10 protein-coding genes are annotated in these 12,864 nt (G+C 72.3%); 7 read left to right on the top strand and 3 right to left on the bottom strand.

Translation table 11 applies throughout. The features are described 5' to 3' along the window. Positions 1-66: 66 nt before the first annotated feature. Together EDD30_RS08695 and EDD30_RS08690 are read right to left on the bottom strand one after the other, a co-directional pair. Entirely contained in the window at positions 67-612 is a 546-nt protein-coding gene (locus EDD30_RS08695; RefSeq protein ID WP_071806031.1) for a GNAT family N-acetyltransferase, read from the bottom strand. Beyond that, the gene (locus tag EDD30_RS08690; protein ID WP_084556455.1) at positions 599-1,432 is read right to left on the bottom strand and encodes a TrmH family RNA methyltransferase; all 834 of its coding nucleotides are present in this window, start codon (positions 1,430-1,432) and stop codon (positions 599-601) included. The genes EDD30_RS08695 and EDD30_RS08690 overlap by 14 nt, the downstream gene beginning before the upstream one ends. Positions 1,433-1,494: 62 nt before the next feature. Here EDD30_RS08690 and EDD30_RS08685 point away from each other — a divergent pair, with 62 nt between their 5' ends. Both EDD30_RS08685 and EDD30_RS41415 read left to right on the top strand, forming a co-directional pair. Then, positions 1,495-2,613 carry a MalY/PatB family protein gene (locus tag EDD30_RS08685; RefSeq protein WP_071806029.1) on the top strand — a complete coding sequence of 373 codons (1,119 nt, stop codon included), beginning with the start codon at positions 1,495-1,497 and terminating at the stop codon, positions 2,611-2,613. Between the two features lie 89 nt (positions 2,614-2,702). Beyond that, positions 2,703-5,441, top strand: coding sequence for a hypothetical protein (locus EDD30_RS41415; protein ID WP_280526135.1), 2,739 nt, complete (start codon positions 2,703-2,705; stop codon positions 5,439-5,441). Positions 5,442-5,551: 110 nt separating this feature from the next. On the opposite strand, the gene EDD30_RS08675 is transcribed toward EDD30_RS41415, so the two are convergent. After that, positions 5,552-6,868, bottom strand: coding sequence for a MurL-like N-terminal domain-containing (locus tag EDD30_RS08675; protein WP_483400366.1), 1,317 nt, complete (start codon positions 6,866-6,868; stop codon positions 5,552-5,554). 64 nt (positions 6,869-6,932) lie between these two features. Between EDD30_RS08675 and murD the strand changes: the two genes are divergently transcribed. The 5 genes from murD to EDD30_RS08650 all read left to right on the top strand — a co-directional run bounded on the left by murD (position 6,933) and on the right by EDD30_RS08650 (position 12,842). Next, entirely contained in the window at positions 6,933-8,285 is a 1,353-nt protein-coding gene (murD, locus tag EDD30_RS08670; protein WP_071807298.1) for a UDP-N-acetylmuramoyl-L-alanine--D-glutamate ligase, read from the top strand. 283 nt (positions 8,286-8,568) lie between these two features. Further along, complete coding sequence (locus EDD30_RS08665; protein ID WP_071807297.1) at positions 8,569-9,543, top strand: MurR/RpiR family transcriptional regulator; 975 nt, start codon at positions 8,569-8,571, stop codon at positions 9,541-9,543. A 46-nt stretch (positions 9,544-9,589) separates the two neighbouring features. Further along, on the top strand, positions 9,590-10,897 hold the full coding sequence (locus EDD30_RS08660; protein ID WP_071807296.1) for an extracellular solute-binding protein: 1,308 nt from the start codon (positions 9,590-9,592) through the stop codon (positions 10,895-10,897). A 62-nt stretch (positions 10,898-10,959) separates the two neighbouring features. Further along, the gene (locus EDD30_RS08655) at positions 10,960-11,943 is read left to right on the top strand and encodes a carbohydrate ABC transporter permease (RefSeq protein WP_071807295.1); all 984 of its coding nucleotides are present in this window, start codon (positions 10,960-10,962) and stop codon (positions 11,941-11,943) included. Next, on the top strand, positions 11,943-12,842 hold the full coding sequence (locus EDD30_RS08650; protein ID WP_071807294.1) for a carbohydrate ABC transporter permease: 900 nt from the start codon (positions 11,943-11,945) through the stop codon (positions 12,840-12,842). The genes EDD30_RS08655 and EDD30_RS08650 overlap by 1 nt, the downstream gene beginning before the upstream one ends. Positions 12,843-12,864: the final 22 nt, after the last annotated feature.

Genomic DNA, 12,864 nt, shown 5'->3' with positions numbered 1-12,864 from the left:
CGGGCTGGGTGGCTGATCGGGGAGCCGACGTCCGGCGGTACGGTGCCCGCACCGTGCCGCCGGGGCTCAATGCGGGCGGCTGCGCCTGATGCGGTAGACCACCGAGCGGCGCAGAGGTCCCGGCGGGACCGTGGGATCGTCGAAGTCCTCGGCCGGGTCGTGGGTCATGCCGAGCCGGTGCATGACCGCCCGCGACCGTTCGTTGCCCGTCGCGGTGATCGACAGGATCTCGGGCAGGTCCAGGACGTCGAAGCCGTAGTCGAGGCAGGCGTGCCCGGCCTCGGTCGCGTACCCCTGGCCCCAGGCCGAGCGGGCGAGCCGCCAGCCGACCTCCACGCCCTGGAACGGCAGTCCGGGTTCCACCGGGTCGAGGCCCGCCATGCCGACGAACTCGCCCGTCGCCGCCACCTCGAGCGCCCACCAGCCCCAGCCTCGCCGGGCCAGTTCGTCGCGGAAGGACGACGCCGAGGCGGCGCTCTGCTCATAGGTCAGGATGGACGGAAAGTGTTCGCGGACCAGGGGGTCCGCGTTCATCGCCGCCCATGGCAAGGTGTCGTCGTCGCGCCACTGGCGCAGCATGAGCCGCGCGGTCTTCAGCTCATAGATCGTCATCGCGTCCCAACTCCCAGAAGGCCACCGCCGCCGCCGCGGCCACGTTGAGCGAGTCCACGCCGCGGCGCATCGGCAACCGTACCGGGACATCGCATGCGGCCAGGGCGTGGCGGGACAGTCCGGGGCCTTCCGCACCCAACAGCAGGGCCGGACGGGCACGCTGCGCCGCGTCCAGGCGCTGCATCGGCACGGCGTCCGGCGCCGGGGTCAGCGCCAGCACCGAGAAACCGGCCTCGCGGACCCGGGCCAGGCCGTCCGGCCAGGGCTCGAGGCGTGCGTACGGCACCGCGAACACCTCGCCCATGCTCACCCGTACGCTGCGCCGGTAGAGCGGGTCCGCGCACGACGGTGACAAGAGGACGGCGTCGATGCCGAGGGCCGCCGCGCCGCGGAAGACGGCGCCGATGTTGGTGTGGTTGTTGACGTCTTCGAGGATCGCGACGCGGCGGGCGTCGGCGAGCACCTCGCCGGCGTCGCGCAGGGGCAGCCGGTGGAAGGACGCGAGCACGCCGCGGTGGACGTGGAAGCCGGTCGCCTGCTCCAGCACCGCCGGGGCCGCCGCGTAGACCGGCGCGTCGTCGAGGTCGTCGAGCTGGTCCACCCGCTTGGCGTCGACCAGATAGGACCGTGGCCGGTAGCCGGCCCGGCGCGCCCGGCGCAGGACCAGCTCGCCCTCGGCGATGAAGAGCCCGTGCGGCGGCTCCCACTTGGTGCGCAGCTCGAGGTCGGTGAGGGACCGGTAGTCGCCGAGGCGCTCGTCGGACGGATCGGTGATCAGGTGGACGTCGGGCACGCCGCGAGCATGCCACCCGGGTAGCACCGGACCGGGCGCCGGGGCGGCCCCGGTGCCGGTTTCCGCCCCGGGCAGGCGAGGATGGGCCGATGATCGTCGATTCGCTCGATATCCTTCGCCGGCGGCGCAGCGCGAAGTGGCGTGCCTACCCGGACGACGTCCTGCCCCTGTTCGTGGCGGAAATGGACGTGCCGCTCGCGCCCGCGGTCGCTGATGTGCTGCGCGCTGCCGTGGAGGCCTCCGACACCGGTTACTCCGCGGCCGGGCCCGAGCTCGGTGCCGCCGTCGCCGGGTTCGCGGGTCGGCGCTGGGGATGGGAGGTCGACCCCGGCAGGGTCACCCCGGTCGCGGACGTCGGCGTCGGGGTCGTGGAGCTGCTGCGGGTGCTGACCCGCGCCGGCGACGCCGTGGTGATCAGCCCGCCGGTGTACCCGCCGTTCTTCCACTGGGCCGCCGAGGCCGGGGCGCAGCTCCGCGAGGTGCCGCTGACCAAGGACCTGCGGCTCGACCTCGCCGGGCTCGAATCCGCCTTCGCGGCCCGTCCGGCGGTCTACGTGCTGTGCAACCCGCACAATCCGGTCGGCCGGGTGCATTCCCGCGACGAGCTGGCCGCGCTGGTCACGCTGGCTTCCCGGTACGGGGTGACGATCGTCAGCGACGAGATCCACGGCCCGCTGGTGCTGCCCGGCGCCACCTTCACGCCGTTCCTGAGCCTGCCCGGGGCGGCCGAGGTCGGCGTCAGCCTGGTGTCGGCGAGCAAGGCCTTCAACCTGGCGGGCCTCAAGTGCGCGGCCGTGGTCGAGGGCAACCGCCCGCTGACGGCGTCCTTCCCCCCGGACGTCCGCTGGCGGACGGGGCACTTCGGCCTGCTGGCCACGGTGGCGGCGTTCACCCACGGCGACGAGTGGCTGGACGGGCTGCTCGGCTTCCTCGACGAGCGCCGTACGCACCTGGATGAGCTGCTGCATACCCAGATGCCCTGGATCTCCTGGCGACCGCCGCAGGCGACCTATCTGGCCTGGCTCGACTGCCGCGCCGGGGATGCGGACGGGGAGCCGGCCGAGCTGTTCCTGGAGCGGGGCAGGGTGGCGCTGGAGCCGGGTCTGAAGTTCGGTGCGGCCGGTGTCGGGCACGTTCGCCTCAACTTCGGGACGAGCGGGGCGATCCTGGAGGAAGCGGTGACCCGCATGGCCCGCGCCGTCCGCTGACCGGCGGCACACTGGGTAGGGGCGGCGGATCACGCCGGGCGGCAGTACGGTTGTACTGTTCGCGTCGTTCTGCGGTCGGGGGTGTGCAGGTGTCATCCGGTTCCGGTTCCGACCCGCACATGCTCGCGCTGCTGCGGGCCATGCGACTGCGTTCGGCCGCGCCCGACGCGGCGGCCGCGGGGGAGCGGGACGCGGCGGCGGCCCTGACCGGCCGGGCCCGCAGGGACCGCGACGACCAGGATCCGAGCCGCGATCGCGAGGGCCAGGAGCGGGAAGCCCGCAGCCCGGAGGGCGCCGCCGAGCCCGTGCATCCCGAGGGTCGGCTGCATCCGGACTGGCCGGCCCGCGCGGACGACGGCGCCGCGCTGCGGGACACCTCGCCGTCCGCGACCGGCAGGCCGGAGCTGCCGTCGGCGCACCCCTTCCGGGAGCTGTCGACACCCGGCATCCCCCAGCCCGAGGAGGCTGAGCAACTCGGCGCGGTTCAGGACCAGCGCTCCGGGACGGCCGGTGGCTTCCGGGCCTCGGTCGGACCCGTTCCGTCCGGTCCGCGGTGGCCGCAACCGACGGTTCCCGGCACGACCGGCCCGGCGTCGCCCGGACCCGAACCGTCCACGCCGGTTCCGGACACATCCGGCTCCGCCCCGGCGGCTCCGGCGGCGACGCCCGGCACCACCTCTCCGGGCGTCTGGTGGCCCGACACCGCCACTTCGGGCACGCCCTACACCGCCACGCCCTACACCGCTACTGCGGGCACGTCCACGCCCGGCAGCGCCTCACCGAGTGCCACCCCGCCGGGAACGACTCCGCCGGGTGCCGACGACGCGGCTCCGGCCTGGTCTCCGAACGCGACCCCGCCGGACGCGGACGGCCCGACCCTGCCCCCGGCCCGCACGCCCGGCGTCGTCCCGCCCGGCTTCGTCCGGCCCGGCGGCGATCCGGCGGCGCGGACCCCGGCCACCGACGTCGATCCCGGCCATCTGATGGACCTGCTCCCGGAGGACCTGACCCACCCGGCACCCACCCGGCAGTTTCCCGCGACGCCGCTCCCGGGCGCGATGCCGTCGGCGAACCCGGCGAACCCGGCGGCCCCGACCGCCCCGGGCGCATCGGTGCCTCCGCCGGCTCCGGGCGCGCCGGCCGCTCCAGGCGCACCCCTGCCTCCGCCGGCTCCGGGCGCGCCGGCCACGCCGGCCGCCCCGGGGGCCCGTCCGGCTGTTCCGGGCGCGTTGCCGGCCGTTCCGACTGCTCCGGCGGTCGGTCCTGGCATCCCCCCGCCCGTCCCAGGGACGCCCGTGACCGGTCCGGGGGCGGCGCTGCCCCCGATCCCGCCCGTTCCGGGAGCCCTGCCGTCCGTCCCGGGCGGGTCACTGCCGGCGGTGCCGCCAGTTCCAGGAAGCCGGCCGGCCGTTCCGGGCGCGACGCCGCCGGCGATCCCGCCCACTCCGGGGCTTCCGGCCGCCGCTTCCGGCGCGGTGCCCGCCGCGCCGACGAGGCGCCCGACCATTCCGTATCCGCCCGGCGCCGGTCCGTGGGCCGTGGGCCTCCCCGGCGCCTCTACCGACCCGATCGGCGCGATTCCCGCCGTCGGCGGCCCGCGCGTCGCCGGCCCGGCGTGGCAGGGCGACCTTCCACCGATCGGCCCGCTGCCGCCGGTCCGGCCGCCGGCCGCCGGTCGTCCCGCCGCGCCCGTCGACGGGATGAATCCGGCCGACGACGCCGAGCTGCATGCGGTGCAGCGCCTGCTGATCAGCAGCCTGGAGCAGGCCGGCGGGCAGGTGGAGGTGGCCACGCGCCTGCGGGCCGCGCTCGCGCAGGCCGGACCCGCCCTGTTCGCCAGGATCCCCGGCGGCCCACTCGCGCAGGTCGAGCAGCTCGCCGAGGGGCTGGCCTGGCTGGCGCAGCACACCGATCAGCCGCCGGCGCTGGTCGCCGGGTTCGGTCGGCTGGGTGCCGTGCTCGCCGAGTGCGGGATCGCCCCGCAGCAGTTGCAGCTCGCCGGCGCGGCGCTGGCCGAGGCGATGCGGGCCGGCATGGCCGCCAACGGCTGGCGGCAGGACTACGACCAGGCGTGGCGGTCGACCTGGCAGCACGCGTACCAGTGGATCGCGCACGGCATGGTGGCCGCGCAGTACCGGCCGGTGACCTGGACCGCCGTGGTGGTGTCGCACGAGCGTCGGCGGGAGGATCTCGCCGTGGTACGACTGCGGCCGTACCTGCCGATGCCGTACAGGCCGGGGCAGTTCGCCCGGATCGAGGTGCCGGAGCTGCCCGGGGTCTGGCGGCCGTATTCGCTGGCCGGTGCGCCGCGCCGGGACAACGTCGTCGAGCTGCACGTGCGGGCGAAGTCGATGGACGGGGTCAGCGGCACGCTGGTGCACCGGACGCAGGCCGGCGACAAGGTGAAGATCTGGCGCGCCGAGGGGAAGATGACCCTGCCGCCGTCCGGCCGGGATCTGCTCATGATCGCGGGGGACACCGGGATCGCGCCGCTGAAGGCGCTGCTGACCGAGCTCGCGGAGACGGGCGATCCGCGCTCGGTCGTGCTCTTCTGGGGCGCGCGGACCCTCGACGAGCTGTACGACATCGAGGAGATCACCGCGATCGCCCGGGCGGCGCGGCGGGCCACCATCGTGCCGGTGATCTCCGAGGGGCCGGCCGGTCCGTACGCGTCCGGCCTGGTCACCGATGCGGTCGCGGCCTACGGCGAGTGGTCGGGCCACGAGGTCTACCTGGCCGGTCCGCCGCTCATGCTGACCGCCACCGCGCTCGCGCTCTACGAGCTCGGCGTCGCGCCCGAACGGATCCACCACGACCGCCCCGAGTGACCGGCGCGTGGGTCGGTCAGGGGTCGCCGGGCGTCGCGGCGACCCCGCAGGAGCTCGACGCGTCCATCGAGCAGGCCGCGTTGCGGGCCGGGTCGGTGGTGCTCGTGCGGTCAGAGCATCTGGGCGAGGGCCTTCGCGTACGCCGGTGGCACGAAGGTCTGCCCGCCCGGGGTGAGCACCGACTCCCGGGACGCCTCGGCCCAGGCCGCGGCCGGGACGGCGGCGCGCAGCGCGGTGACCACCGGCGCGTCGCGCCACTGCGGGTCGTCGGCGAGCATGGTGAGGGCTACCAGCGACTCCTCGACCTCGCCGACGCACTCGAAGGGCTTGTGCGCGTCGATGCCGAGCAGCTCCAGATAGCCCGGGACCTGCGCCGGGTCGGCGAACAGGTCGCCGCCGAAGATGCGGGTCAGCCGCTCGCGGGACATCGACGGCGCCATGGCCAGGGCGACGAAGCGGCACTTCGGGCAGTCGCCGCACCAGCGGGCCGTCGGGTCGTGCAGCTTGAACGCCTTGTTGCAGCTCGTGACCACGTCGTCGTACGCGGTGAACCGGGCGAAGAGCTGGGCGATGTGCAGCTCGGACAGCGACCGCAGCAGTGAGAAGTACGGCTCGGTCAGCCCGGTGTGCGCGGTGACGGCGGCCCGCAGCAGGCCCTCGGCCGCGACGCCCTTGGACCACTGGTGGTTGATCGGGTGACCGTTCCAGATCAGATTGGGGTCGGAGGCGGAGCGCTCGTTGGACATCACCACCGGGCCGAGCCCGTGCAGGGTGGCGGTGGCGATCGCGATGAGCGAGTTGATCGCCGTGACCGGGATGTGGCCGTTGCGGGCGCCGGCCTTGTTCAGCGCGAACAGGTGCGGGTCGAGCTTGCGGCGGGCGGCCAGCGCAGTCAGGCCGGATGCCGCGTTGACGTTGACGATCACCGGGTTGGGGTTGACGGAGAACGGCACCGGGTCGAGGCCGGCGGCGCGGAGGATCTCCAGGGTGACGATGGAGTCCTTCCCGCCTCCGACGGCCGACAGGGGGCGCCCGCCGGAGTTGTCGACCGGCGGGGCCGGCGGGGCCACCGCGGGCACGTGCACGGTCATGTCGAGCACGTACGGGAGCTGGTTCACGTACGCGTACTCGCCGAGGCCCTGGCTGTAGACGGCGTCGAACAGGGCGGCGGCCTCGGCCGGCACGGCCGTGGGCGCCTCGATGCGCTCGGGCGCGCCGACCTTGTAGTAGCTCACCCCGGCGACGACGTGCAGCAGGTCGAGCACCCGGAAGAAGCTGTCCGGCACGTCTGCGCCCGCGGGGACCGGGAAGGTGATCGTCTCGGTGAAGGACTCGGGCTCCGGGCCGTCGAGCAGGTAGTCGAACGTCGCGACCCCGGTGGTGGGGTCGTATGCGTACGAGGGAAAGCGCATGACGTCGAACTGCACCCGCGAACTCCTGTCACTGGACCGACGGGCAATACTAGTGCGAATCGACCGAGGGAGTATTCCAGTGCGCCTGGCAGACCTGCGCGGACGTTCCGTAGCCGTCTGGGGCACCGGCCGTGAGGGCCGGGCCGCCGTGATCGCGATCGCCGCGCACGGGCCTGCCCGCCTGATGGCGGTGGACGACAGCGCGAACTTCCTCTCCGTGCCCTGGGAGGGCGAGCTGGCCGCGCTGGCGCCGCTGGCCGGCGGCGACCACGCCTTCCCCGCGCTCGCCGCCGCCGACGTCGTGGTCCGCTCGCCCGGCGTGCCGCAGACCCACCCGTGGATGGCGGAGCTGCGCGGGCGTGGCGTGACGGTCACCGGTGGCAGCGCGCTGTGGATGGCCGACTACGCCCGGCGCACCGTGGGCGTCACCGGCAGCAAGGGGAAGAGCACGACCTCGGCGCTGATCAGCCATCTCCTGGCCGGCGTGGGGCGCCCGAACGTCTTCGGCGGCAACATCGGCGTGCCGCTGCTGGACCTGCCCGAGGCGCAGCAGTACGTGCTGGAGCTCTCCAGCTACCAGTGCAGCGACCTCACCGATTCGCCTCGGGTCGCCGTGGTCACCTCGCTCTTCCCGGAGCACCTCGACGCGCACGGCGGCGAGCGGGAGTACTACCGCGACAAGCTCAACCTGCTCGCCCACGGACCGGAATTGATCGTGGTGAACGGCGCCGACCAGCGCCTGGTGCGCGAGACCATCTCCGTCCGCGACCTCAACGGCTTCCCGGCGATCCCGGCGGGGTCCGGCGACTCGCGGTTCCGGGTGGACGACGACGACCTCGTCTACTGCAGCGACGAGCCGCTGTTCCCGCGGGACGCTCTCCGCCTGCGGGGCAAGCACAACGGGCGCAACCTGTGCGTGGCGCTGGCGGTGCTGGACGGCATGGGCATCGACGTGGTCGCTCAGGCCGAGGACGTGCGTACGGCGGTCGAGTCGTTCGAGGGACTGCCGCACCGCCTGGCCGAGATCGAGGATCCGTCCGGGCTGACCTTCGTCGACGACACCTTGTCCACCAGTCCGTATTCGGCCATGCATGCGATCGACGCGTACGAGGGCCGCCCGCTGACCGTGCTCGTCGGCGGCACCGACCGGGGGCTGGACTACACCCCGCTGCGGGAGCATCTGCGCGGGCGGGAAATCACCGTGATCGGGTTGCCGGACAGCGGGCCGCGGATCTTGGAGGAGCTGGCCGGGCTGCCGGGTGTGCGCACCGAGCCGGCGGAGGACCTGCCCGCCGCCGTACGCCTGGCCCGCAAGGTGACCCCCGCCGGCGGAGTGGTGCTGCTGTCGCCGGGGGCGCCCAGCTACGGCCGTTTCCGCAACTTCGAGCACCGCTCGGAGGTCTTCGCCCAGGCGATCCGCGACAGCGCCTGACCGCTTCTGGGCATTATTTTCACCGCTCCCGGAACGCCCTCGCCACCGTGCGAGGGCGTTCCTCGTGGTGTGCCGCGGATCGATGATCCTGCGTCGCGAATGCGGACGAAGCGCTGTTAGTGACGCCGGTCACCCATTAGTGGGCCTATGGGATTGCCGACCGTTGATCCGGCACGCGCTCTTGGTAACGACATGAAAACTTCGCCCACGGTCTTGACAGAAGGGGGGTCGCAGTAAGAACTTTTACCGCGACAGTTAACTCTCCTTTCTGAGAGGACGGCCCATGGCCGAGCCGGACGTGGACGGCACCGCCTCAACCGTGGTGGCCGATCCGCTGCTGCGCGATCAGGCGCCCGCCCCCGCGCCGCCCACCGCGAGCGACGGAGTGCTGGTGCGCGTGCGCACCCTGCTGCCGGAGTTCACCGGTGCGCTCCAGCGCGTCGCCGAGCAGGTCCTGGCCGACCCGGCGGCCGCCTCCCGCGCCACGATCGTCGAGCTCGCCGAGCGCAGCGGCACCTCGCCCGCCACGGTCACCCGGTTCTGCCGGGCGATGGGCTTCGACGGGTACGCGGACCTGCGGCTGGGCATCGCCGCCGAGACCGGTCGCGCCCGCTCGGCCGGCTGGACCATCGACATCGGCCGCGAGATCCAGCCCGGTGACCCGCTCGAACGGGTCCTCGCGCAGATCATGGCGGCCGACACCCGCGCCATGCACGACACCGCCGCGCTGCTCGACCTCGCCGAGGTCGAGCGGGCCGCGGTGGCGATCGCGGAGGCGCCCCGGGTCAACATCTTCGGTGCCAGCGGCAGCGCGCTCGTCGGCGAGGAGATGCAGTTCAGCCTGCACCGCATCGGCGTCGCCGCGTGGGCCTGGACGGACGTGCACAACGGCCTGGCCAGCGCCGCGCTGTCGCGCCCGGGCGACGTCGCGCTCGGCATCTCGCACTCCGGTGAGACCGGGGAAACCATCGAGCTGCTCGCCGAGGCCAGCAGCCGCGGCGCCACCACCATCGCGCTGACCAGCTTCCCCCGCTCGCCGCTGGCCGAGCTCGCGGACATCGTCCTGCTCACCGCCACCCAGGCCACGACTTTCCGGCCGGACGCGCTCTCGGCGCGCCACCCCCAGTTGGTCGTCCTCGATCTGCTCTACGTCGCCGTCGCCCAGCGGACCCACGAACGTTCGCACGCGGCTTTCCAGCGCACCGCTCAGGCCGTCCACGGCCACAAAGCCGCCAAGGACGGGAGCTCGGCACCATGAAACTGCCCTCCCACCCCATGTGTGACCTCGTTTTCAGGAGGAAAGCGTGAAGCGCAGACTCGCGGTCACCGCGACGCTCGCCGCGACGCTGCTGGGTGCCGCCGCGTGCGGCTCGAGCGGTGGCACCGGCACCACCCCCAACGCCAACGCGTCGGTCGACGGCGCGGGCAAGACCATCAAGGTCTGGCTCATGGTCGACGCCCAGTCGGCCTGGTCGGACGTCGTCAAGCAGGCCGGCGACCGCTTCACCCAGGCGACCGGCGCGCAGGTCCAGGTCGACTACCAGCAGTGGACCGACCACCTGGCCAAGCTGGACACCACCCTGGCCGGCAGCGAGGTGCCCGACGTCGTCGAGCTGGGCAACACCGAGATGCCCAAGTACGTCTTCAGCGGCGCCTTCGCGCCTCTGGACAAGGGGCAGTTCGAGAACTCGGGCCAGTGGCTGACCGGCCTCTCGGCGCCGTGCGAGCTGGACGGCAAGACCTACTGCGTGCCGTACTACGCCGGGGCGCGGGTGCTGGTCTATCACACCGAGATGTTCCAGAAGGCGGGTCTGGGCGTACCCAAGACCTATGACGATGTGGTCGCCGCCGCCCAGGCCCTCAAGAGCAAGAACGGCAGCGACAAGCAGTTCTCCGCCTTCCACATGCCGGGCAAGTACTGGTACGCCGCAATGGCCTGGGTGAAGGGATCCGGCGGCGAGATCGCCCGCAAGGACGGCGACAAGTGGGTCGGCGCCCTCTCCGAGCCGGCCTCGCAGCAGGGCCTCACCAAGTGGGCCGAGCTCGCCAGGACGTACTCCAGCGGCGACCCGACCAAGGACGAGACCGACCAGGCCGCGATCTTCGCGCAGGGCAAGACGGCGATGATGTACGCCAACGGTTGGGAGGTCGGCGCCGCTCAGGAGCAGCCGAAGGACCCCAACAAGCCGGAGGCCGGCAAGGTCAAGACGAAGGTCGACGGCAAGGTCGCCAGCGCCGCGATGCCCGGGATCCCGTCCTTCCTCGGCGGTTCGGACCTCGCCGTGACGGCGAAGAGCAAGAACGCCGACCTGGCCGCCAAGTGGGTGCAGATCTTCACCGACACGAAGTCGCAGGAGGGCCTGATCGCCAAGAGCGTCCTGCCCAACGCGACCAACCTGCTCGACAAAGCCGCGGCGACCAAGGGCAACGAGGCGGCCGCGCAGGCCGCCAAGGAGACCTGGTTCGTGCCGATGGCGCCGAAGTGGTCCGAGGTCGAGTCCGCGAACGTCCTGCAGAACATGCTGGTCGCCATCGCCACCGGCAAGTCCACCGTGGCCGCCGCCGCGAAGGACGCCGACACCAAGATCAACGAGATCCTCAACGCCAACTGACGCACGGCGCCGCCCGCCCGGGCGGGCGGCGCACCGAATGACCGCGAGAGAGGTGAGAACCGATGTCGGTCGTCGACTTTCCGTCCGCGCCGCCGGCGCCGGTGCCACCCGCCGCGAGCCCGGCCGGAACGGCCGCGGCACGCAAGCGCCGCAGGACCACCGGCGGCAAGGCGCCGTACGTGCTGGTGCTGCCCTGCCTGGCGCTGCTGGCCGCCCTGCTCGGCTATCCGCTGGTGCGGATGGCCGTGCTCTCCTTCCAGCAGCTCGGCCTGCGGCAGCTCTTCGGCGACCTGCCGCCGGAGAACGTCGGGTTCGACAACTACGCGCGGATCTTCACCGAGCCGGCCTTCTACCAGGTGGTGGGCCGGACCGTGGCGTTCACCGTGGTGTCGGTAGGACTGACCGTCCTCATCGGCCTGGGCGTGGCCCTGCTCATGCGGCGCGTCGCACCGAGCGTACGGATCATGATGATCGTCGCCATGATGTTCGTCTGGGCGATGCCGCAACTGGTCGCCACGCAGACGTTCCGATGGCTGGTCGACTCCGACTTCGGAGTCCTGAACTGGCTGATCGACCGGATCCCGGGCGTGGACTTCGCCAACCATAGCTGGTTCGCCGACCCGGTCCAGGGCTGGATCGTCATCACCTCGATCGTGGTCTGGGCCGGCATCCCGTTCATCGCGATCACCCTCAACGCCGGCCTCACCCAGGTGCCCCGGGAACTGCTCGAGGCGGCCGTGATCGACGGCGCCTCGTCCTGGCAGGCGCTGCGCCGGGTCACCATGCCGATCCTCAAGCCGCTGATGGTGATCGTCACGACGTTGTCGGTGATCTGGAACTTCGGCCTCTTCACGCAGGTGTGGGTGGTCCGCAACGGCCGGCCCGAGGAGGAGTACCAGGTGCTCGCCACCTGGGCCTACAGCCTCGCGTTCAAGAACAACGACTACGGCCTGGGCTCGGCGATCGCCATCGTCACCGTCCTGCTGATGCTCGGCGCGATGGTGTTCTACATGCGACAGATGTTCAGGATCGGAGATGTGGACTGATGGTCGCCGTCGCACCGCACTCCGCCGTCCGCAGGCGCCGCCGTAAGGCGCGCGAGTCCGACACGCCCACCGTCGGGCGCAGCCGGGCGGGCACGATCGCGGCCAACGCGGCCGGGATGCTCTTCGCGCTCGTCATGTTCTTCCCGATCTACTGGGTGGTGAACACGGCCTTCAAGCCGGCGCCCGAGATCCTGCAGTTCGATCCGACCTTCTATCCGCACGGCTTCACGCTCGACAACTTCTCCTCGGCCTTCCATGCGCCGTTCTTCCAGCAGGATCTGATCAACGGCGTCCTGATCACCGTGGGAGCGGTGCTCGGCGCGCTGGTCGTCGGCTTCCTGGCGGCGCTGGCGATCGCGCGGTTCAGGTTCTACGGCCGCAAGGCGATCATCCTCGTCGTCCTGTCGGTGCAGATGGTGCCGCTGGTCGCGGTCCTGATCCCGCTGTTCCTGATGCTGCAGGACTTCCGGCTCACGAACAGCCTGCTCGGTGTCACTCTCGTCTACATCGTGCTGATCCTGCCGTACACGGTGTGGACGCTGCGCGGCTTCGTTCAGGGCGTGCCCCGCGAGCTCGACGAGGCCGCCGAGATCGACGGCGCCAGCCGGTTCCAGGTCTTCTGGCGCATCATCCTCCCGCTGACCGGGCCCGGCCTGGTGGCGACCTCGGTCTACGGCTTCATCCAGGCCTGGAACGAATTCATCATCATCAATACGCTCAACGAGCAGGCCAACCAGAACCTCATGGCCTGGCTCATGCAGAACCAGACGAGCAAGGGGACCTTCTGGGGGCCCCTGATGGCCGGGTCCATCCTGACCGCCCTCCCGGTGGTCGTCTTCTTCCTGATCGTCCAGCGCAACATCGCAACTGGCCTGACGGCCGGCGCCGTCAAGGGCTGAACCGGCACCGCATCCACACCCC

The organism is Couchioplanes caeruleus (genome assembly GCF_003751945.1).
In the GTDB taxonomy this organism is placed as follows: Bacteria; Actinomycetota; Actinomycetes; order Mycobacteriales; family Micromonosporaceae; genus Actinoplanes; species Actinoplanes caeruleus.
The sequence above is the reverse complement of the archived record's forward strand: the minus strand, read 5'-3'. Positions and strand labels throughout refer to the sequence as shown.